Origin of the sequence: Gimesia benthica (genome assembly GCF_009720525.1) — a bacterium.
Classification (GTDB): Bacteria; Planctomycetota; Planctomycetia; order Planctomycetales; family Planctomycetaceae; genus Gimesia; species Gimesia benthica.
In genome coordinates this window covers 6,175,076-6,196,893 of record NZ_CP043930.1, presented here as the reverse complement: position 1 = coordinate 6,196,893, position 21,818 = coordinate 6,175,076, and the positions used below count along the sequence as shown (strand labels likewise).

Below are 21,818 nucleotides of genomic sequence, written 5' to 3'. Positions count from 1 at the left end.
GACAGGTGACTGGCAGCTACGAATTTTAAAATACTTCCCCCGCTCCTATCGCAGATCCCCCATTCCTGGGTGTGACGAGTTTCCCCCCAAACCCGTGCTGGACAGATCTAACATCACATGTTAGCATATTGATGCGTTCAGTCTGCGCGCCACGGCCACGTCTCAGTTCACGCGTCCCTGGTTCGCTGCAATCACATTCCAGGCCAGCAACAGGCCTGAAGTTCAGAGTGAGGAACGGGTTATGCAACGGCGTCAATTTCTGGTCGCGTCCGGTCTCGGCTTTGCCGGGATGACATTCGGCTCTCCCACCCCCGCCGTTTCCGCTGCTCCGGCTCCCACAACCCCAGGCAGAAAACCCGCTAAATCAACGATTCTGTTCTTCCTGTGTGGTGGTGCATCCCATATGGATATGTGGGATATGAAGCCAGAAGCCCCCTTGGAATACCGGGGTCCGTTTCAACCGATCCAGACCTCCGCACCGGGAGTCCACCTCTCCGAACATCTGCCCCTGCTCGCCAAACAGGCACATCATCTGGCCCTGGTCAATTCGGTCGGCGGCACCGTTAACACCAACGATCACCACGCCGGATATTACTACAACCTCACAGGACATATTCCGGATCTGACGTTCGTCACCAAAGGGAACAACCGCACGCCCCAGCCGGACGACTGGCCTTACATGGGTTCCGTGGTCGCCTCCCGACGCCCCGCGCATCCGAATCTACCCAACGCCATCTCGCTGCCGCACATGCCCAGCCGCGCCCCGTATACCCGCCCCGGTCAGTTCGCTGCCCGACTGGGCGTCGAACACGATCCGATGTATATTCAGGGCACACGCGAAGAACCGCTGAAGCTCCGCGGTCCCGCACTCTCGCTGGAAGGGGGCATCACAGCCGACCGGCTCACCGATCGCATTTCCCTGCTCGAACAGCTCGATTCCGCCCGACGACAGTTCGACGACTTCGCCAGCATCTCCACAATGAATCAGCACCAGGAACGCGCCCTGTCATTGTTGATGTCTGCCCAGTCCACCTCCGCCTTTGACGTGCAGCAGGAAAAACCGGCCACACTCGAACGCTACGGCAAAACCATCAACGGCATGAGCCTGCTCGTTGCCCGCCGTCTGGTAGAGGTCGGCGTCCCCTTCATTACCGTCTTCTGGAAAGGCGATCTCAGAGCCCTCGGCAAGAAGTGCAAGAGCGCCGGCAGCTGGGATACCCACGGCAACAATTTCCAGTGCCTCAAAGAAGACCTGCTGCCCGAATTCGACCGTGCTTACTCCGCACTCATCGAAGACCTCGCCGAGCGGGGCCTCATCGATGACACGCTGGTCCTCGTCACCAGTGAAATGGGCCGCAAACCAAAAATCGGCGATCCCCGTTCCGGCGGCAAATCAGGCGCAGGCCGTGACCACTGGACGCACTGTCTGACTGATGTCCTCGCGGGCGGCGGCATTCAGGGAGGCCAGACCTTTGGTGCCAGCGACAAGCATGGAGAATATCCCAAGGACAAACCGGTCACCCCCGCCGACATCACGCATACGGTCTACCACGCGATGGGCATTCACGACCTGACCGCCTACGACAAGCTCGGCCGACTCTACTTCCTGCTCGACAAATCCAGACCGATCACCGAACTCTTCTGAGTTTGCCCCGGGATCTGCAGGTTCATACACCTCTTTGCATTCCCGCGCCGTTCTGCTAAATTCCAGCCAGACAGTCAATTAGCGACTGTCCAGCGGCACGCAGATCACCTGCGCGCCGCGATAATGGATTATCTTATCAAGTTTTCCCCATGCAAATGCAGGCCTGTCCAGTGAATTGATTTTTGCCCAAATCTGACCGCAAAATCGCAGATATATGGGAACAGGATTCGCATCGTGACTATCATCAGTGTGTAACTGGTGCCGAAACACCTGTTCTTCAGCAGGGGAGCATTATTCCTGCGCACATTCTGCAAATTTAACAGGCACGCCTGCCTCTGCCTGAATGGAAAAGAGTTAATAGAGTCTATGGCTGAAGTAGAATGGGATCGTCTTGCTGCCGAAGTAAATCGTGAACCGGGTGCAAACTGGAAACGCTGGGGCCCCTACCTCGCAGAACGACAATGGGGAACCGTGCGGGAAAGTACGGCTGATGGCGATCCGTGGCTCAATTTCACACACGAAGAGGCCACCTGGCGTACCTATCGCTGGGGGGAAGACGGCCTGCTGGGTATCTGCGACCGTCAGTGCCGACTCTGCTTCGGGCTCGCCCTCTGGAACGGCGAAGACCCGATCCTCAAGGAACGTCTGTTTGGACTGACCGGCCCGGAAGGCAATCACGGTGAGGACGTCAAGGAAGCCTACTACTACCTCGACTCAACCCCCTCGCATTCCTACCTCAAGGCACTTTACAAATACCCGCAGTCAGAATTCCCTTATGGGGAACTCCGCGAGGAAAACGCGCGTCGCTCCCGCAAGGAACCGGAATACGAACTCACCAATACCGGCATCTTCGACGAAGGCCGCTACTTTGACATCCAGATGGAATACGCCAAAGCAGCCGACGAAGACATTCTGATTCGCGTCACCATTTTCAACCGTGGACCGAAATCGGCGCCCCTGCACTTCCTCCCCTCCTGGTGGTTTCGCAACACCTGGAGCTGGGGTCCTACGCTCGATCGCCCCAGCGAAAAACCGAGCATGGAACAGATCGCCGACACCTGCCTGAAAGCAGAACATGAAACCCTGGGCGAATTCCGCCTCTTTACCGATCTCGGTCCGGATGGAGAGACCCCCGACTGGCTCTTTACCGAAAACGAAACCAATACCTGGCGATTTGAAGACCCGAACAGCCGCCGCCCCTCCTGTAAAGACGCCTTTCACCTGGCAGTCGTCGATGGAGTCGAAGGCGTCATCAATCCACGCCCCACAGGCACCAAGGCTGCCGCGCACTTCAAACGCGTCATTCCTGCTGGCGAATCAGTTGAGTTCCGCCTGCGAATGTCTGCCATTGATGAATTACCGGAAACCCCCTTCGGACCGGAATTCGATGAAATCTTTGCCCAGCGAATTGACGAAGCCGATCGGTTCGCCGATTGCCTGGTCGAACCGGGACTCTCTCCGGACGAGCAGCAGATCCTCCGCCAGGCCAATGCCGGCCTGCTCTGGACCAAACAGTTTTATCACTACGTCATTCCCCGCTGGCTCGAAAACGCCGGCAAGGGGAATAAGGAACCAGCCCGCCGCCTGCCCGGCATGCCCAGCCCCCGCAATGCAGACTGGGGACACCTTTACAACCGCAATATCATCTCCATGCCCGACAAGTGGGAATACCCCTGGTACGCGGCCTGGGACCTCGCGTTTCACCTGATTCCGTTCTCCAAGATTGATCCGCACTTCGCCAAGGACCAGGCCATCCTGTTCCTCCGCGAATGGTACATGCATCCCAACGGACAGTTGCCCGCTTACGAATGGAATTTCAGTGACGTCAACCCACCCGTGCACGCCTGGGCCTGCTGGCGCGTCTACCAGATGACCGCCTCCAACGGAGATCGCGATCGCAATTTCCTGGAACGCGTCTTCCAGAAACTCCTGCTCAACTTTACCTGGTGGGTCAACCGTAAAGATATCCGCGGCAAACACGTCTTCAGTGGCGGCTTCCTTGGACTGGATAACATCGGAATCTTCGATCGCTCCAAACCACTGCCGACAGGCGGCCACCTGGAACAGGCCGACGGCACCGCCTGGATGGCCTTCTTCTGTTCGAGCATGCTTTCCATCGCCTTTGAACTGGCCGATGGCAATCCTGCTTATGAAGACATGGCGTCCAAGTTCTTCGAGCATTACGTCTCGATCGCCGAAGCGATGAACTCCCTGGACGGCACTGGTCTCTGGGACGAAGAAGACGGTTTCTACTACGATCACCTGCACCTTGACGGACGCAGCATCCCGCTCAAAATCCGTTCCATCGTCGGGTTGATCCCCCTGTTTACCGTCGACGTTCTCTTCGATCATACCATCGAGAAACTCCCCGCTTTCCGTAAGCGAATGGAGTGGTTCCTGAAGAGCCGCCCCAATCTGCAGAAGTTTATGACTTACATGGAACGCGATTCAGAAACATCCTCAGGCGGCCATCGCCTGCTGGCGATCCCCACGCGCGACCGACTGTTGCGTCTGCTCCGCTACCTGCTGGATGAAGACGAGTTTCTCTCCGACTACGGGATTCGCTCTCTCTCCAAATTCCATGAAGAGCATCCTTTCGAATACGAACTCAACGGCGAGCTGCTAAGGGTCCAGTACCTGCCCGCCGAATCGGATAGCGGCCTGTTCGGCGGTAACTCCAACTGGCGGGGTCCTATCTGGTTCCCTCTCAACTACCTGTTGATCGAAGCCCTCGAACGCTATCACCAGTTCTACGGCAAGACACTTCGCGTCGAATGTCCGACCCGCTCGGGCAACTACATGGACCTGCAGGAAGTCGCCGACGAAATCCGCCGCCGCCTTGCCCGTCTGTTCCTCTCCGACGAAGCCGGCGATCGTCCCAGTTATGCCCGCACCGATGTCCTGCTCAACGATCCGCACTGGCGCGACCTGGTGCTGTTCTACGAATACTTCGACGCAGAAACCGGACGCGGACTGGGGGCCAGCCACCAGACCGGCTGGACCGCTCTGATCTCTCCCATTCTGGTCACCTTGGCAAGTCGCTGTCGGCAACAGTCAGAAGCCGGCCAGCCTGCTGCAGCCGAGTAAGCGGACAACTCAACTTCTGACCTGAATCTTTATCCAGAATTAATTCGACAGCCTCATTCCGGATGATTAAGATATATTCCGAGTGACATATTTCTCCTTTCTAAATGTGTCACCAGGATTTGTCGCAGATCACTTGTGAATGACCTCAACTCAATGCAGCCAGGCATCACTGCTGCGCCTTAACTCTGCTACTGCGGGCACAAAACGTTGAGTGACTCTCATTGTCGATGATTCTCACACTGGATCGCCACGTGAGTCCAGTGTCGTATCTCCATACAAACTTCTCGGGAGAAAATCCGATGCGCTCGTTTCGATGCTGCCTCTACCTGCTCTGTGTCTCTACACTGCCTCTCTCTGTTACCGCAGAAGAGTTCAATCGCACGAAACTGCCGATTGCCCAGCCCCCTTTCAAAGGAAAGATCGGCGTTAAGGCTTCCGAATCGGTCAGAGACTTTCCCCAGGAGGTCAAAGCCCCTAAGGGAGCGCCCAATGTGCTGATCATCCTGACCGATGATGTCGGCTTTGGGGCCTCCAGTACATTCGGCGGCCCGATTCCCACCCCCACCTTTGACCGGCTGGCAAAATCGGGGCTGCGTTACAACCAGTTCCATACCACGGCACTCTGCTCCCCCACCCGGGCTGCCCTGATCACCGGTCGCAACCATCATACCGCAGCCACAGGTGGCATCATGGAAATTGGTGTCGGCTATCCCGGCTACAATACTCTGGTTCGCAAATCGTGTGGGACTATCGGACAGATCCTGAAATTCAACGGCTATAATACGTCCTGGTTCGGTAAAAATCATAACGTCCCCGACTGGCATACATCACAGGCCGGTCCCTTCGACCTCTGGCCTGTGGGGCTGGGTTTTGAATACTTCTACGGATTCGTGGGGGGAGATACGAGCCAGTGGACTCCCGCCCTGGTGGAAAACACGCGGCCCATCGAACCGCCGGCCAACGACCCGAACTATAATTTCGATGAAGACATGGCTGACCGGGCGATAAACTGGATTCGCATGCAGAACGCTGTCGCTCCCGACAAACCGTTCCTCTGTTATTACGCTACGGGAACCGCGCATGCACCGCATCACGCCCCCAAAGCCTGGATCGAGAAATTCAAAGGGCAGTTTGACCAGGGTTGGGACGAAGTACGCAAGGAAACATTGGCGCGTCAGAAAAAACTCGGAGTGGTCCCCGAGGGAACCCGTCTGACCGAACGCTCCAAAGGCATTCCCGCCTGGGACTCACTCGACGACCGCCAGAAAGAAGTCTATGCCCGCATGATGGAAGTCTACGCGGCTGCTCTTTCCCACGCCGACCATCAGTTCGGCAGACTCATCGATTCCATCGACGAACTGGGACAACTCGACAACACGCTGGTGATCTATATCCAGGGAGACAATGGCGCCAGTGCCGAAGGGAGTGCCCAGGGACTGCTCAACGAAATGACCTTCTTCAATAACATCAAAGAAGATTTCGAAGAGGTCTACCGCCGCAGGGATGAACTGGGCAGCCCGACCACCTTTAATCACTATCCCATCGGCTGGGCACACGCCATGGACTCGCCCTTCCAATGGACCAAGCAGGTCGCCTCCCATTTCGGCGGAACCCGCAATGGCCTGGTCATGTCCTGGCCGGCGCGCATCAAAAACAAGGGAGCCGTCTGTTCCCAGTTTCATCATGTGATCGATATTCTCCCCACCGTTCTGGAAGCCACACAACTGCCTGCCCCCGATTCCATCAACGGCATCACTCAGGAACCAATCCAGGGCGTCAGCATGGCTTATACCTGGGATGATCCCCAGGCCCCGTCGAAACGCGAAACGCAGTACTTTGAAATGCTCGCGAACCGGGCTATCTATGATAAAGGCTGGATCGCCTGCACGACTCCCACAACGCCTCCCTGGGTCAGCGTGGCAGATCCGGTGGATGTCATCGACGGCTACCAGTGGGAACTCTACAACATCGATGATGACTTTTCAGAGTCCGTCAATCTGGCCGAGAAATATCCGGAGAAACTCAAAGAACTCCAGCGACTGTTTTATATCGAAGCGGTCAAAAACAATGTGCTCCCGCTGGATAACAGTAAAGCCGAACGACTCGATGTCAAAAACCGGCCCAGCCTGACCAGGGGACGCGATACCTTCACCTATTACGACGAAATGCTGCGGATCCCGGAAGGGTCTGCCCCCGATCTTAAAAACAAATCGTTTGGGATCTCTGCAGTCGTTGATATTCCCGAATCAGGAGCAGAAGGCTTGCTGATGACACAAGGCGGTCGCTTCTGTGGCCTCGGACTGTATGTGCTCGAGGGGAGGCCGGTCTTCCATTACAACCTGTGTGGCGTAGAACGCTATAACGTCGCTGGTAAAGAAAAACTGAAGCCGGGCAAGCACGTCATCACCCTCGACTTCAAATACGATGGCGGAGGCGTCGGCAAAGGAGGCCAGGCCACGCTCACTGTCGACGGGAACAAAGTCGCTGTCAGCAGGATCCCGCAAACTGTCGGCTACCGCATGTCGCTCGATGAAACACTCGATATCGGTGAGGACACCGGCACCCCGGTCAGTGAGGATTATAAGATCCCCTTCAAATTCACCGGGGACCTCAAAAAAGTAACCATCAAAATCACCGAGCACCCACTCACGGAAGAACAACTGCAGCAATATCGCGAAACCCAGGTCAAAGCAGCTTTGTCGCGGTAACCGGGCAGGAAAAAGCAGTTCGGCAGCGGAATTCAACTGCCATAGGACTCTCAATAGTAAGAGTCAGCCCAACCGCTATAACCGTTACAAACTGACCGACGACGTTCCGCTTATTCCAGTCTTAACGAAAAAAACATTCAGCGACCGTCGACAGGCGACGAAAAGTATCTAAAGGTTCAGATTCCTTTAACTCTCTACTTTTCGAGAACAACTATGATCCCAGGCTCTACCAATCTACTCTGGATCCTGGAACGCGGTCGCTTAACCGTCTCGATCTGCTGCCTGATTTGCCTCTGCTGTTCTGCTCCCCTCAGTCGATCTGCTTTCGCCGACGATGCGTTACCAGTCTCCCTCTACGAAGAAATGCAGCAGACAGCCGAGTCTGATCTGCTCTGCACTGAGTCAACCTGCGCTGAGAACACCGGTCCCTGCGTCTGTTGTGATGGTCCCGACTTCTGGACGCAGACAACGCTGACGCAGAACCTGTTTCCGCGTCGTGCCTGTCTGGCTGAGCAGGGAATCACCTTCGATGCCGACCTGATTCAATACTACATGGGAGTCGCCTCGGGAGGTCGGGAACAGGAATTTCGCTACTCAGGTCACGGCGACTATGTGATGAATATCGACTCAGGCAAGCTGGGCGGACCTCAGGGCCTGTTCGTCAAGCTCCGCGCCGAACACCGTTTTGGTGAAACCATTAACAATGCAACCGGCGCAATTATCCCCGCCACCCTGGCTCCCGATTTGCCGGTCTCCTACAGCAACGAGCTCTATCTGACCAACGTCCTGTTTACTCAGATGTTTTCCGAATCGTTTGGTGTCTTCGCGGGGAAACTCGACACACTCGACGGCGACATGAATGCCTTCGCCCATGGTCGCGGCAAAACCCAGTTCTCCAATACCGCCTTTATCGCCACGCCCATCGGTCTGCGAACCATCGTCTATTCAACACTTGGAACCGGCTTTCTGATCCTCAGAGAAGGCGAACCGATCTTCACCTTCACCGTCCTCAACGCGACAGATACCACCCGCACCAGTGGCTTCGATGAACTGTTCGCCCACGGTGCTGCCATCATTCCCGAACTGCGTCTCCCCACGAATCTCTTCGGCAAACCGGGACACTTCCTGTTCGGAGCCAGCTACAGCACTCGATCGTTCGCTTCGCTGGAACAGGACCCCCTGTTCGTTCTGCCCACTGTGCCCATCGACCGAGAATCCGAGTCCTGGTCATTTTACTGGAACTTCGATCAATACCTGGTGATCGATCCCGACAATCCCCAGCGTGGCTGGGGTCTGTTCGGCCGTGCCGGGATCGCCGATAAGCAGACGAATCCCATCGAGTGGTTCCTCAGCCTCGGGATCGGCGGCAGCAGTCCCATTGCCAGCCGCGAAGCAGACACCTTCGGTATCGGCTGGTATTATTCCGCCACCAGCGACCGCCTGACCCCCTTCATCGACAAGGTGCTGGGAGGCGTCGGTGACGGATACGGCGTTGAACTGTTCTACAACGTAGAAGTCACCAAATGGTTCCACCTGACCACCGACATGCAGGTCATCCGCCCCGCCCGTCAAACCGTCGACACCGCCCTGCTCGTCGGCTTACGTGCCGTAATTGATCTTTGATCGAATACAGGTGATTGATCGCGTTCTCTTTGGTGAATTCATCACTGCATCAGCGACAGCACAATGAAACCAGCCAGGTAAATGACGAGCATCAACAGACTTTCGAAACCGATATTACCCGGACCATGCTTCTGTCGGTAGATCAATCCGGAGAGCAGAACCACATTCAGCAAGAGTGTGATCGTCGTCAGCAGAATCTCCCGTGTCCCCATCCCCGGGCCGTGATAGATCGAACCGCTGAGAAATGTAAAATCGGCAGCCGCGATGAACAGCACATCAAAGAAATTACCGCCGACCACATCGCTCACCGCCAGTGTCAGTGCTCCGCGCCTGACCGCTGCCAGGCAGGTGACCAGTTCGGGAAGCGAAGTCGCCCCCGCCATCAGCAGACCACCTACAATCGGCGCGGAAAGGTTCGTTTTATCCTGAATGTTTCCCGCCGATTCCGCGACCAGGCTGCCACTGATTAAGGTTAGCAAACCTGAAAATACCAGTCCTGTCCACAAGAGCCAGAGCCGCTCGTGCTGTGAACCGGGTGCAGGTTCATCAAGTACCGTCTCAGAAGTATGCCGCGGATGCCACATCGGTTCTTCCTGCACGCGATAGGTCAGCCAGAACGCCATCACAGCCCCCGCCAGTAACAGCAGCGTTGCCGGATGCACGGGCCCGATCACCACATTGGGACTTCCCAGACCAAGCAGCACAATTGTGATCAGCAGGATCAGCATGATGGTCTGGATCATCGTCGTGGCCGAAGCAGCCGCATGTTCCAGATTTGCCTTACGATGCAACACGTCGGCCAGCGCGAGCACAGTCGTCTGAAAGGCGATGCCTCCCATCGCGTTACTCAACGCGAGCACCGCATGTCCCTGCAAAGCCGCCGTCACCGAAGCCGCCAGTCCAGGCAGCGCAGTGATCAGCCCCAGCATGATCGTTCCAGTCACCGCTTCACCCAGACCGGTCCGATCTGCCAGCCGATCCGCATATTCCGCCAGCTTGACTCCCGAAACACCGATCACCACAGCCGCCATGATAAACACGGTGACATCGCCCCAGAGTGGCAGATTTAATTCATACATGGTGCAGTGGTTCTTCTAGCGGAAGTTCAACAGTAGAATTCTTCAGCATGTCACGTTGATTTAGTTCATGCTCTGTTGTACCGGTTGAGTACAGCGATGGCAACGCAGTCTCGCAGTTACCGATCTCCGCCTTTAGAAACAATTCAACGCGAAGTAGAAATCGTCCCCGATCCCTGCAGCCCGAGCTTCGCTGTTTCCTCCGATTGACCATTCCCGCGAGAGTCCGACATCACCCCCCAGGCTTTCAACTTTCTCTGCAGCGTCCTCACGGAAACTCCCAGTGAGCGGGCCGACTGGGTCCGGTTTCCCCGATAACGTTTGAGCGTCTGCTCGATCGCCGTGCGTTCCAGATCCTCCAGCCGGGTTCCTGCAGGAATCGCAATCTGGCCTGCTGCCAGCTGCCCCCCGTTCATCATCTCGGGCAGATCGGCCAGCGTCAGCACTTCTTCCCGCGACAGCACCAGCATACTCTCCAGGCAGTTACGCAGCTGCCGAATATTGCCCGGCCAGTGGCCATTCCGCAGCCAGGCCTCCAGCTCGGGATCCAGCTGCGGCACATCACGTTTGAGATCCTGACACAGCTGTGTCAGAAAAAAGTTCACCAGCACCGGTATGTCATCCCGCCGTTCGCGTAGAGGCGGCAAGGCCAGATTGACGACATTCAGCCGATAGAACAGATCTTCGCGAAAGTCTCCCGTCTGTACCATCTGCTGTAATGGATGACTGGTCGCCGCGATGACACGCACATCCACTTCCCGGTCGCGGTTACTGCCGATCAGGGTCACCCGGTGATTCTCCAGCACTCGTAGCAGTCTGGCCTGCGACTCCAGTTTGAAGTCTCCGATTTCGTCGATGAACAGGGTTCCGCCATGCGCTGCCTCAAAACGGCCCACCCGTGATTCACTGGCGTCGGTGAAGGAACCTTTCACATGCCCGAACAGTTCACTTTCCACCAGGTGTTCCGGCACCGCAGCCATGTTGATCGTCACAAAGGGATGTTCTGCACGCAGACTGTTACGATGAATCGCCTCGGCCAGCAGTTCCTTTCCGGTTCCCGATTCTCCCGTAATCAATACCGTACTGTCTGTGTCGGCGACACGCTGCGCCCGCTCAAACAGCTGCTGCATGACCTGGGTCGCCCCCACCATTGTTTCAAACCCCACGTAACGCCCCAGTCGCGCAGTGCTGGATCCGTGCTGCTCTTCTACAGCGACTCGCGATTGTCGAGCCTGCAGATATCCCTTAATTAATTTGACCAGCGATTCAGGCTGCAACGGCTTGACCAGAAATTCGTCTGCCCCCTGTTTCATCGCGGCGACCGCTGTCGCGACATCACTGGTCTGTGACACAATCAGAAAAGGCACTTCAGGTGCCTGTTGTTTACCGAGATAAAGCAGTTCCAGCGAGATACTGACATCCTCTCCGGTATCACAGAGAATCAGGTCGACCCTCTGTTCCAGGTGCTGTGATACCTCACTCGGCACACAGCACTGAGTTTGACAGAAATCCTGTTTTGAAAACCAGTTGTATATTTTTGAGTCTGAAGATTGTTCTTCTGAAATGAGCAATAAGTGGTTGTTAGACATGTTTTTGTTCTCCCCCCTTCTGAACAGACTTACGTTACTTTTCAGTTTCGCAAAGCCCGTGCCATGGAGAATTGCACATAGAATCGTTTCTTTTAGCATTATTCCGCCCTGTTCTCGGGCTGGTCAGCAATCAGCCTGACGGCTCAGCGATCAACGGGAAAGTCAATCTGACATGCCGAAAGTCATAAGTACGGCAATATGACTGCATTCTCTGCAGATTGTTGCAAACCAGTGGAAAAATCCCTGCTTGGCATCCCAGTTGCGGCGTTCTTTCTCTGAATTTCAATCGAAACCGACAGAAGGGAGGCAGAGCATGAATGGCACATCGATAGAGAAACCCGTTATTCTGGTTACCGGAGCAGCCGGGTTGATCGGCACACGACTCGTACAAGCGTTCTCAGAACAGTTCCAGGTGGTCGCCTTTGATGTCAAACCACTGCCCGAAGAGCAGCATTCCGCAGAGTGGATTTCCTGTGATCTGACAGACGATGATTCGGTCGCCCGCGCACTGTCAGACCTCAAGGCTCAGCACGGCAGTAAAATCGCCAGCGTGGTTCACCTGGCCGCCTACTACGACTTTTCCGGCGAGCCGAGCCCGCTGTACCAGGACCTGACCGTGGCTGGCACCCGGCGGCTCCTACAGGGACTGCAGGATTTTGACGTCGAGCAGTTTATCTTCTCGAGTTCTCTGCTGGTGCAAAAGTCGGCCGACGAAGGGGAGCTTATTCAGGCTTCCTCACCCGTCGAAGCGGAATGGCAATATCCCCAGTCCAAGCTGGAAGCCGAGTCCACCATTCGGCAGTACGCCGGATCGATTCCGACCGTCATTCTGCGACTGGCCGGCGTCTATGATGAGCAGTGTCACTCGATTCCCATCGGGCAGCAGATCTCTCGTATCTTCCAGAAGAAGCTGGAAAGTTATTTCTTCCCCGGCGACAAAACACACGGCCAGGCCTTTCTGCATCTGAACGATCTGGTCGGCTGTTTCGAAGCAGTCATCGGTCATCGCCGCCGACTTCCGGAACACAGTCTGTTCGTTATCGGTGAAGAAGACGTCATGAGCTATGAAGAACTGCAGGAAAAAATCGGACTCTATCTCCATGGGGACCAGTGGCCTGCCATTCGGATTCCCAAAGCAGCCGCCAAGGCAGGTGCGTGGGTGAAAGATCAGCTCGCAGCTGACTCAGACGCCCCGTTCATCAAACCCTGGATGATCGATCTGGCCGACCAGAACTATCCGGTCAGCGCGGAACGGGCCCGGGAACAGCTCGGCTGGGAACCCCGGCACCTGCTCCGCGAAACACTGCCCGACATGATCGACGCGCTGCTCGACGATCCCAAAGCCTGGTATGAAGAAAACGGTCTGCCGGTCCCAGATGACTTACCGCAGCTCGAAGCCACGGGAGCCCGGAAATGAGCCAGTTATCGCTCAAAGGGTATCCCGCAGAACAGGCTGACCTTGAGGTCGCAGTTCCGCCGTTCGATTATAACCCGTCCACCTGGAGTCAGCGAATTCCGATCTGCATTCTGGCCAGCATCGCCTTCTTACTGGCAGGGCATATGGCCCTCTTTCAGTGGGGGCTGATTGAAGCTCCCTGGGATCCGGTCTTCGGCGAACAGACGCGTAAGGTACTGACCTCAGATGTCGCTCTTAAAATGCATTACTGGTTCGGGGTGCCGGACGCAGCTCTCGGTGCGCTCGCGTATCTGGGTGATGCGATCTTCGGTTTGGCAGGCTCGACCCGTCGCTGGCAATACCGTCCCTGGCTGGTCATTCTGTTTGGGATCGATGTCATTCCGCTGGGAATCGTCAGTGCGATTCTCGTCGTCTGCCAGGCAACGATTGTCGGCAACTGGTGTCTGCTCTGTCTGATCACCGCGGTCATCTCACTGGTACTGGTCGTGATGGCTTATGACGAAGTCTACGCCTCACTCAAGCTGCTCTATCGCGTCTGGCAGCGGACACACGACAAAAAAGTGCTCTGGCAGGTGCTCTGGGGACGTCCCACAAAAATCGCCGATGAAATCGCCAGTGAGATGGTACAGAGAACCTGAGTTATCAAGGGAGAATCGCATGTGGTCGCGCGTCATTGAATTCATGTTGGGCTGCTGGCTGGCCATCAGTCCCTTTATCTTCCCTGCGGGAGAACAGGTGCCTGCGTTGACAACAGTAACCTGGGTCAGTGCCCTACTGGTCATCTGCCTCAGCCTGGTTTCTTACTGGCCGCCACTGCGCCACGCACATTTAGCGATCTTCTTTCTTGCGCTGGCCATGATCGGCTATGGACGTTTCGCCGTCCCGGCTCCTATTCCCCCCGCACTCCAGAACCTGATCATGACCGGCTTATTATTATTGATGTTTGCCCTGGTGCCCAACCGGGCCAGTCAGCCTCCCCGCTGCTGGTACGAACAAACACCGGGGATGTCGTAACAACAGGAACACAACACTTCGAGGAGACAATTCAGCTCCGCGGCCGATAAGGCAGGGTCCGGCCCTGGTGCAACATTACAACTTACAATCAATTTTTAAGCGGGTTCACTGAATCAAAGCACGATCCACTCGCGCCAAGATCAATGGGCTCTCAGCGCCCGCCCTTTCCAAGGAGTCAGTCATGGCCGCTAATCTTGCTCAAAAGCTCATCCGCTCGCATCTGGTCGAAGGTTCTATGAAACCGGGAGAAGAAATCGGTCTCCACATCGATCAGACACTCACTCAGGACGCCACCGGCACCCTGGTCATGCTGGAACTCGAAGCGATGCAGCTCGATCGCGTGCAGACCGAAGTTTCCGTGCAGTACGTCGATCATAATCTCTTGCAGGAAGACTTCAAAAATCCCGATGACCATCTCTTCCTGCAAAGCGCCTGTCAGCGTTTCGGCCTCTGGTTCAGTCGTCCCGGGAATGGCGTCAGTCATCCCCTGCATCAGGAATATTTCGGCAAGCCAGGCAAAACATTGCTCGGTTCAGACAGCCATACCTGTTCCGCCAGTGCACTCGGCATGCTGGCTATCGGCGCAGGTGGACTCGAAGTCGCGATGGCCATGGCAGGCTTTCCCTTCTATCTCAAGATGCCCGAGATCTGGGGCGTTCATCTCACGGGCACACTCCCCGAATGGGTCAGTGCGAAAGATGTGATCCTCGAAATGTTGCGTCGGCACGACGTCAAAGGAGCCGTGAATCGCATTATCGAATACCACGGTCCCGGTCTGGAACAGCTCTCGGCCATGGACCGTCACGTGATCGCCAATATGGGTGCGGAGCTTGGCGCAACCGCCACGGTCTTCCCGGCTGACACAGAGATTCAGCATTTCCTGCACGAACAGGGACGCGCGGACGATTATACGGAACAGACAGCCGACGCGAATGCCAGCTATGACATTGAGGACGAAATCGATCTGGGGGCCCTCGAACCATTGATCGCACTCCCCTCCAGTCCGGGCAATGTGCACACTGTTCGCGAACAGGCCGGCCCACCGATCTACCAGGCCTACATCGGTTCCTCTGCCAATCCCGGCTATCGCGACTTCGCCATCGCTGCCGAAATCGTCCGAGGCCGCCGCATTCATCCGCGCGTATCACTCGACATCAATCCCAGTTCACGGCAGATCCTGATGTCCCTGGTCGAACAGAGTGCTCTGGGTGCGTTGATCCAGTCTGGTGCCCGCATTCACCAGGCGGGATGCAATGGCTGCATCGGCATGGGGCAGGCGCCCGCCACCGATCAGATCAGTCTGCGAACCGTTCCTCGCAACTTTCCCGGGCGGAGTGGAACCCGGGAAGACAAGGTCTGCCTGGTCAGTCCCGAGACGGCTGCCGCTTCCGCATTATCCGGATGCATTACCGACCCCCGTACCCTGGAAATGCCCTGCCCCTCAATCGAGATCCCCCAGGTTCGGACCAGTCGCGACGAACTCTTTCAGGCACCGCCTACGGACGACAACCTCACTCAGTTCGAACTCCGCAAAGGACCAAATATTAAATCCATCCCGGAATTTGAACCCCTGCCCGATGAACTCGAGGTTCCCATACTACTCAAAATGCGCGATAACATCTCGACGGACGAAATCCTGCCCGCGGGTGCCCGAGTCCTCCCCTATCGCAGCAATATTCCCGAAATCAGTCGCTTCGCATTCGAGCAGATCGACTCCCATTATGCAGAAGACGCCCAGGACGTTCGCGAAGCGGGCGGTCATTCAATCGTCGCCGGAGAAAACTACGGACAGGGCTCCAGTCGCGAACATGCAGCGCTCGCTCCACGCTATCTCGGGCTGCGACTGGTCATCGCCAAAAGCTTTGCCCGCATCCACTGGCAGAACCTCGTCAACTTCGGCATTATCCCCCTCACGTTTGAAAACCCGGACGATTACGCAGAGATTGAGCAGAACGTACTGTTGCATATGGAATCACTCAGGCATCAGGTCGCAGATCAGCCGACAATCCAGGTCCATATCAATGGTCACAACACCATCACAGCTCGACATGGGCTCTCAGAACGTCAGCGTGAGATCCTGCTCGCAGGCGGATTGATCAACTGGGCACGTTCGTCCCGGCAGAAACAGGCCTGACAGACATCGGTTATCTATTGCTCAAAGCACATAGTAATACAGGCCCATGCCACTGAAATAAACCAGCAAAATCATGGCCGAATCGTAGCCCATCCCCAGGATGGTCTTATCGCGGCGTTCGAGTATCCCCCAGAGATACAGTCCAGTGCAAATGATTCCCAGCGCTGCCAGAAAACTTGCAGAGGGATCCAGGCTGTCAATAATTGCTCCCTCCCGATAAGCCAAGTCGGCAGGTAGAAACAGCGCGACTTCCAGCAGGTTCGTCCCCAGAATATTTGCCACCGCCATACTGTAAGCACCGAAACGAACTGCCGTCCACGTAGTACTCAACTCCGGCAGACTGGTCGCCAGCGCGACCAGCGTCGCACCGATCAGGCTCTGGCCAAGACCACTTTGATCCGCCAGCACTTCTCCCGTCCGCGCCACGACAAAGCCGCTCACCAGCACACCAGCCGCAGCCAGAACAAAGCGTATCACCAGCTGCCGGGTACTCAGATCTCGATATTCGGGATGCGCATTTTTTACATCACGAGGCGATTCAATCGGCTGCTTGAATTCTCCCGCTGGTTCCCACCGCGGTTCCCCTTCATAGCGATGAAATACTCCCAGGCAAAACAGATAGGCCAGGAATAGCAGCACGGGCCAGAGCCCCACTCCCCAGACCACTAGCAGTTCGCCGGTCACCAACGTAATGATACTGAAGCTCAACATCAGGATCAAAAACACCCCCTGCACCAGGAGCGTTGCTTTAGGAGAGAACAGGGTCAGCGGTTTGTTCCGCAGGAAAATCGCATCCAGTACGGCCAGCACTGCGATCTGCATCACCACCCCGCCCAGCAGATTGTTCCCCGCCATCTCCGCAGCCCCCGAGACAGAGGCACTGAGTGTAGTCCCCAGTTCAGGCAGGCTGGTCGCACCTCCCAGCAGCAACGCCCCGGCGAACGCTTTTCCAATCCCCGTGCGTTCTGCGATCAGATCAACGTAATAACTCAGCCTGGAACCACATAACCAGACTCCCCCGGCTGCGAGACTGAACAGGACCACATTCAAAACCAGCGGATTTGTCTGCAACTCGATTAATGACATTGAGTCAACAACTTCTTTCTATCTGAAATAACTTAGCTTGCGATAAGACTGACAAACGACCAGAACGAACGCTCAGACCACAATCCCATCCCACAAAAACCACGACAGACTGTCGCACCGATGCGACAGTCTGTCCGATCAACTCATCAGGCCCGAGATGAATCCCTGATAAATGAAACTCATCTCTGCTGAAGCAGGGGCATTCGTGGTATTAACCAGCCCTTCCTCAATATCAGCAAAAGCGGTACCGTCGTGGTATGCGTTTTGCACTCTTCTCCGACTGTTACTACAAAAGTTTTTAATCAATTCAGGAGGACGATCATGCAAACGATCTCGACCGAAGAACTCCGCGGCAAAATGCAGCGTAATGAAAAAGGTATTCTGGTCAACACCCTGTCACAGGATGACTTCCAGAAGGCACATATCCCGAATTCCATGAACATCCCTCAACAGCAGGACGATTTCGTCTCGCAGGTGGAACAGGCGGCTGGCAGTAAAGAACAGACCGTTATCGTTTATTGTGCGAGCGAGGATTGCGGTTCCTCCGAGCAGGCTGCACAAAAGCTGGAAGAGGCAGGCTTCTCCTATGTCTATGACTACGAAGGGGGATCGAAGTCATGGAGCGAAGCCGGAGAAAAGCTCGTTGCAGGAGCGTAATTCGAGTGATCCTTACTGAGTGAGATGCACTGGTTACTCAAATGCCATCAGTAACCAGCGCATCCGGTGATCACTCGTCTTACGCTTTCTCGCTGGCCGATGGAAATGTTTCCTGCCAATTCATTCATTCTCATCGGTCAGCTTATTATTAAAGAATCAACAGGTGAATCAATGAATCAGCAAGAACCGAAACAACAGGAACGTCAGCAGTCCATCGAGACACTGCGTGAACTGATCCGCGATATTAAAATCTGCATGCTTACAACCCACTCTTCCGAACAGGGTCTGAGAAGCAGACCCATGATCACAGCCCGGCATGAGTTCGATGGTGAACTCTGGCTGTTTACCCACGCCGATGATCCCAAGGTCAAGGAAATCGAACGAGACCCGACCGTCAACCTTGTTTACTCAGAACCGAAAGAAGACCGATACATCTCTATCGCTGGCCAGGCACAACTCATCCAGAACAAGCAGAAAGCAGAGCTGCTCTGGACCGACAGCCTGAATGAATGGTTTTCAGGCGGTCCGGAAGACCCCAGCCTGATGCTGATTTGCGTGCATGTCGCAGAAGCTGAGTACTGGGATGCGAATGTGCAAAACCTCTCCGATGCGGTAAGAGCACTCTTCTTCACTTCGACAGCACCGAAACACGATAAGCTGGAATGGTCAGACACGCCGTCCTGATCTGATTGAAGACCAGTCTGCAAAGTCCGGCAGATACAAAAAAGCCCCGGGAAGCAACACAACCTGCTTCACGGGGCTTTTTTCGTTTCATTAAATCATGAGCCGATCAAGATGACTGCGACCGAGGCAGACTCTCTGAATCCACCAGGTCCGATTCTCGAGACTTCTGACTCTGGTCTGCGATCACTGATTTTTCATACTCCAGCAGTTGCTCAAACAGTTCTTTGACGCGCGGTGCGGAAGAACCATTGGCCAGTGATTCATACAACTGAATCAATGCCTGGCGAAACCGGATATTCATATCATTCAACTCGTCCAGCGTCATATCACGCTGTACCCGGATTGAATCCAGCTGCTCGCGCACATCCTCATCCGGAATGTACTGCAACCACGTATCCAATACGCCTTCTGCCACCCGCTTCCCGTATCCGTTCAAAGCAGCCTGCCAGTGCAGTTCGTGCGCCCGTAACTGTTTAGAGAGCCATTCTACGCTTTCGGATCGGGATTCCACTTCCACGCGTTCCAGAGCCTGACGCATCCGTTTATGAAAAGACTCGACCAGTCCTAAAATATCTTCTACTTTGCGATATGCCATGATGGGTTCTCCTTAATAATGGACCAGCCAGATTAAGGTGCAATTCATATGCCAGTGTCTGAAATCGCCCATACAGCCGCCAGAGCCGCTTTAACAGCCATGATCACAGAAATCTGGTCGCTCAGCGCCCACACTGGAAGCTCGTCAGGCAGCGGCTTGCCTGCACAGGAACATTAAGAAACAAAGCAAAGATTCGCGTTGCCACTGCACAAAGATTTTGTACCGCGCATAAAAAAAGCTGCTGCCCTTCCCGGCACCAGCCAATCAGCTCCATAAGCGCGCGAATCACAGTTCCCCGTATGCAGGATGCCTCGGCCCAACGACCTCAGCCCACTTATTGCGAAATTCGCCCTCGATTATGGAGCTGCCTTCCAATTTAGATATGAGATACTAACAGCCAGCCTCCTTTCTCACACTTTCAACAGGCGAGGCGGATGACGAGTCCTTTCCTCGCAACCCTTTCGGATCCTCATGATCCCTTTTTTCCTTCCATACTTAATACGTTTTCAGGGTGATTTGAGAGAGAAAAATCCGCTTATTTTTCGGAAATCCTGTCGACAGAAACAACCAGTTTCCTTACCTCTTGCAGATATTCAGGTTAGCGAAAACCGACCGAAATCGGTCATTCGATGAACCGATTTTTTGATCTCTCCGAAATCCCCTGCGTTTTCAATAACAACAGAGACATGCTTCAGATTCCTGAGAGCCTGTCTGTGAAGTAATACAGCAAATCAAAACAACCTATCTTCTACATTGATAGTGACTTGTAGAAACGCATTGCTTTCATTCACGGTCGAGACGGATTCGATCAAAGGAGCAGAAATGAGCGACGAACGATTCAAAGCCAGACTTCTTTTGCTGAAATTCGGGATCACCGGCCTCTTCGTTGGCGGATTATTCCTGATGATTTTCGGGTACGTGGTCTACTCCCAGTTTCGCATCGACGTCCCCGCCCGGCACTTTGCCGTCCTGACACGCAAGACCGGTAACGACCTCAGCAACGATCAGGAAATCTCGCCAGACCTCACGCTGAAAGAAGCCACTCACAAAGGACTCCAGCGGGAAGTCCTGCCCGAAGGACGCTACTTCTACAACTGCTACACGTGGGACTGGGAAATTTATCCGATGGTCGAAATTCCCGCCGACGCGATGGGCGTCCGCATTCGACTCTATGGCGAAGATCTGCCCCCCGGCGACTTCATGTCGACCAGCGAAAAGCACAAAGGTATCATCCAGGAAGTGCTCAAACCAGGTCGCTATGCCATCAACGCCCTGGTCATCGATCGTAATTCGAAGCAGCCCGTTGGTGCACCCCGTCTCAAGAACGACTACATCGAAATCATCGAGCTCTGGGAACCCAAGGTCATTCCCGCCGGTTACAAAGGCATCGTCACGAACCTGGCCGGCCCCATGCCCGAAGATCCCAACCAGTTACTCGTTGATACCGGCCACCGTGGTCCACAAAAAGAAACCCTGGACGAAGGTACGTACTACCTGAATCCGTACACGATCCGCATCAACGCCATCGATACGCGTTCACTCCGGTTCGACCTCTCCCAGGGGGGCGTGATGATGTTCCCCAGTAAGGACGGTTTCCCGATTACCCTCGACGGCGTCATCGAGTTCCGCGTCATCCCCACCACCGCGGCTCAGACTTACGTAACCTACAACGATGTTTCGAACGACGAAACAGGTTCGACGGCAATTGCCGACGAAATCATCAACAAGGTCATCATGCCCAACGCCCGGGCCTTCTGTCGCCTGCGGGGTTCTAACACCAGTGCCCGCGAATTCATCGGCGGTGAAACCCGTGCGGCTTTCCAGAAGGAGTTCCAGACCAAGATCACCGAAACCTGTAAAGAACAGGGCATCGAAATCGTGCAGGCCCTGATCACCACGATCACACCTCCGGAAGCCATCGCGGAACCGCTCCGAAACCGCGAAATTGCCGTCCAGAAAAAAGGACAGTACGGCCGGGAAACGCTGCAGAAAGAACAGGAAGCCGTCCTCGCCACCGAGACGGCGCTCATCGAACAGAAGACAGCCCTCGTGACCGCAGATCGGGAGATCATCAAAAAGATCACCCTCGCCCGTCAGGAACAGGGGGTCGCTCTCGAACAGGCAGAGCGGGATAAGGAAGTCGCCCAGGAACAACTGGAAGCAGCCAAAGACAAAGCCCAGGCGATTCTTGCCAAGGCCCGTGCGGAAGCAGCCGTGATCGGCTTTGAGAACGTTGCGGATGCCGCGGGCTGGAAAAGGGCCGTGGAAGCATTTGGCGGAGATGGTTCCAGCTTCGGACGCTATGTCCTCTACCAGAAGCTGGCCCCCGGATTCAAAAAGATCATGACCAACACGGCAGACTCACCGCTGATGCGAATCTTCGATCACTTCGCCGATTCTGCACCAGTCACACCGCAACCAGCAAAGACACAACCGGTGACCGCCGTGTCTACGGAAAAGTGATTTATCAGAAACACATTTGATTCAGAAAACACAACCACTC

15 protein-coding genes are annotated in these 21,818 nt (G+C 55.3%); 11 read left to right on the top strand and 4 right to left on the bottom strand.

Features of this window, described 5'->3' with window-relative positions; translation table 11 throughout:
- The first annotated feature begins 241 nt into the window (after positions 1-241).
- The 4 genes from F1728_RS24095 to F1728_RS24080 all read left to right on the top strand — a co-directional run bounded on the left by F1728_RS24095 (position 242) and on the right by F1728_RS24080 (position 9,063).
- A complete protein-coding gene (locus tag F1728_RS24095; RefSeq protein WP_155366206.1) occupies positions 242-1,645 on the top strand; it encodes a DUF1501 domain-containing protein in 1,404 nt (467 codons plus the stop codon).
- A 366-nt stretch (positions 1,646-2,011) separates the two neighbouring features.
- Complete coding sequence (locus tag F1728_RS24090; protein WP_155366205.1) at positions 2,012-4,732, top strand: MGH1-like glycoside hydrolase domain-containing protein; 2,721 nt, start codon at positions 2,012-2,014, stop codon at positions 4,730-4,732.
- A gap of 299 nt (positions 4,733-5,031) precedes the next feature.
- On the top strand, positions 5,032-7,440 hold the full coding sequence (locus F1728_RS24085; RefSeq protein WP_155366204.1) for an arylsulfatase: 2,409 nt from the start codon (positions 5,032-5,034) through the stop codon (positions 7,438-7,440).
- A gap of 213 nt (positions 7,441-7,653) precedes the next feature.
- Positions 7,654-9,063 (top strand): carbohydrate porin, encoded by a 1,410-nt coding sequence (locus tag F1728_RS24080; protein ID WP_155366203.1) that lies wholly within the window; start codon positions 7,654-7,656, stop codon positions 9,061-9,063.
- A gap of 41 nt (positions 9,064-9,104) precedes the next feature.
- On the opposite strand, the gene F1728_RS24075 is transcribed toward F1728_RS24080, so the two are convergent.
- Together F1728_RS24075 and F1728_RS24070 are read right to left on the bottom strand one after the other, a co-directional pair.
- On the bottom strand, positions 9,105-10,142 hold the full coding sequence (locus F1728_RS24075) for a sodium:calcium antiporter (RefSeq protein ID WP_155366202.1): 1,038 nt from the start codon (positions 10,140-10,142) through the stop codon (positions 9,105-9,107).
- Between the two features lie 143 nt (positions 10,143-10,285).
- A complete protein-coding gene (locus tag F1728_RS24070; RefSeq protein WP_390642557.1) occupies positions 10,286-11,728 on the bottom strand; it encodes a sigma-54-dependent transcriptional regulator in 1,443 nt (480 codons plus the stop codon).
- A 313-nt stretch (positions 11,729-12,041) separates the two neighbouring features.
- Here F1728_RS24070 and F1728_RS24065 point away from each other — a divergent pair, with 313 nt between their 5' ends.
- The 4 genes from F1728_RS24065 (at position 12,042) to F1728_RS24050 (ending at position 16,293) form a co-directional block, all read left to right on the top strand.
- A complete protein-coding gene (locus F1728_RS24065) occupies positions 12,042-13,145 on the top strand; it encodes an NAD-dependent epimerase/dehydratase family protein (RefSeq protein ID WP_155366200.1) in 1,104 nt (367 codons plus the stop codon).
- Positions 13,142-13,783 (top strand): vitamin K epoxide reductase family protein, encoded by a 642-nt coding sequence (locus F1728_RS24060; protein WP_145188651.1) that lies wholly within the window; start codon positions 13,142-13,144, stop codon positions 13,781-13,783. The genes F1728_RS24065 and F1728_RS24060 overlap by 4 nt, the downstream gene beginning before the upstream one ends.
- A gap of 19 nt (positions 13,784-13,802) precedes the next feature.
- Positions 13,803-14,159: an SPW repeat domain-containing protein gene (locus F1728_RS24055; RefSeq protein ID WP_155366199.1), complete on the top strand. Its 357-nt coding sequence runs from the start codon at positions 13,803-13,805 to the stop codon at positions 14,157-14,159.
- Positions 14,160-14,340: 181 nt separating this feature from the next.
- Positions 14,341-16,293, top strand: coding sequence for an aconitate hydratase (locus F1728_RS24050; protein ID WP_155366198.1), 1,953 nt, complete (start codon positions 14,341-14,343; stop codon positions 16,291-16,293).
- 21 nt (positions 16,294-16,314) lie between these two features.
- On the opposite strand, the gene F1728_RS24045 is transcribed toward F1728_RS24050, so the two are convergent.
- The gene (locus tag F1728_RS24045) at positions 16,315-17,379 is read right to left on the bottom strand and encodes a sodium:calcium antiporter (RefSeq protein WP_155366197.1); all 1,065 of its coding nucleotides are present in this window, start codon (positions 17,377-17,379) and stop codon (positions 16,315-16,317) included.
- A 321-nt stretch (positions 17,380-17,700) separates the two neighbouring features.
- On the opposite strand from F1728_RS24045, the gene F1728_RS24040 reads away from it, so the two are divergent.
- A complete protein-coding gene (locus F1728_RS24040) occupies positions 17,701-18,036 on the top strand; it encodes a rhodanese-like domain-containing protein (RefSeq protein ID WP_155366196.1) in 336 nt (111 codons plus the stop codon).
- Positions 18,037-18,207: 171 nt separating this feature from the next.
- Entirely contained in the window at positions 18,208-18,720 is a 513-nt protein-coding gene (locus tag F1728_RS24035; protein ID WP_155366195.1) for a pyridoxamine 5'-phosphate oxidase family protein, read from the top strand.
- A 106-nt stretch (positions 18,721-18,826) separates the two neighbouring features.
- Here the strand turns inward: F1728_RS24035 and F1728_RS24030 are convergent, their stop codons facing one another.
- A complete protein-coding gene (locus F1728_RS24030; protein WP_155366194.1) occupies positions 18,827-19,315 on the bottom strand; it encodes a ferritin family protein in 489 nt (162 codons plus the stop codon).
- 822 nt (positions 19,316-20,137) lie between these two features.
- Here F1728_RS24030 and F1728_RS24025 point away from each other — a divergent pair.
- Positions 20,138-21,778: an SPFH domain-containing protein gene (locus F1728_RS24025; protein ID WP_155366193.1), complete on the top strand. Its 1,641-nt coding sequence runs from the start codon at positions 20,138-20,140 to the stop codon at positions 21,776-21,778.
- Positions 21,779-21,818 lie beyond the last annotated feature (40 nt).

Excerpts from the sequence above, each read along its gene's own strand:
- F1728_RS24095 (WP_155366206.1), top strand. The coding sequence starts at position 242 with ATGCAACGGCGTCAATTTCTGGTCGCGTCCGGTCTCGGCTTTGCCGGG.
- F1728_RS24090 (WP_155366205.1), top strand. The coding sequence starts at position 2,012 with ATGGCTGAAGTAGAATGGGATCGTCTTGCTGCCGAAGTAAATCGTGAA.
- F1728_RS24085 (WP_155366204.1), top strand. The coding sequence starts at position 5,032 with ATGCGCTCGTTTCGATGCTGCCTCTACCTGCTCTGTGTCTCTACACTG.
- F1728_RS24080 (WP_155366203.1), top strand. The coding sequence starts at position 7,654 with ATGATCCCAGGCTCTACCAATCTACTCTGGATCCTGGAACGCGGTCGC.
- F1728_RS24075 (WP_155366202.1), bottom strand. The coding sequence starts at position 10,142 with ATGTATGAATTAAATCTGCCACTCTGGGGCGATGTCACCGTGTTTATC.
- F1728_RS24070 (WP_390642557.1), bottom strand. The coding sequence starts at position 11,728 with ATGTCTAACAACCACTTATTGCTCATTTCAGAAGAACAATCTTCAGAC.
- F1728_RS24065 (WP_155366200.1), top strand. The coding sequence starts at position 12,042 with ATGAATGGCACATCGATAGAGAAACCCGTTATTCTGGTTACCGGAGCA.
- F1728_RS24060 (WP_145188651.1), top strand. The coding sequence starts at position 13,142 with ATGAGCCAGTTATCGCTCAAAGGGTATCCCGCAGAACAGGCTGACCTT.
- F1728_RS24055 (WP_155366199.1), top strand. The coding sequence starts at position 13,803 with ATGTGGTCGCGCGTCATTGAATTCATGTTGGGCTGCTGGCTGGCCATC.
- F1728_RS24050 (WP_155366198.1), top strand. The coding sequence starts at position 14,341 with ATGGCCGCTAATCTTGCTCAAAAGCTCATCCGCTCGCATCTGGTCGAA.
- F1728_RS24045 (WP_155366197.1), bottom strand. The coding sequence starts at position 17,379 with ATGTCATTAATCGAGTTGCAGACAAATCCGCTGGTTTTGAATGTGGTC.
- F1728_RS24040 (WP_155366196.1), top strand. The coding sequence starts at position 17,701 with ATGCAAACGATCTCGACCGAAGAACTCCGCGGCAAAATGCAGCGTAAT.
- F1728_RS24035 (WP_155366195.1), top strand. The coding sequence starts at position 18,208 with ATGAATCAGCAAGAACCGAAACAACAGGAACGTCAGCAGTCCATCGAG.
- F1728_RS24030 (WP_155366194.1), bottom strand. The coding sequence starts at position 19,315 with ATGGCATATCGCAAAGTAGAAGATATTTTAGGACTGGTCGAGTCTTTT.
- F1728_RS24025 (WP_155366193.1), top strand. The coding sequence starts at position 20,138 with ATGAGCGACGAACGATTCAAAGCCAGACTTCTTTTGCTGAAATTCGGG.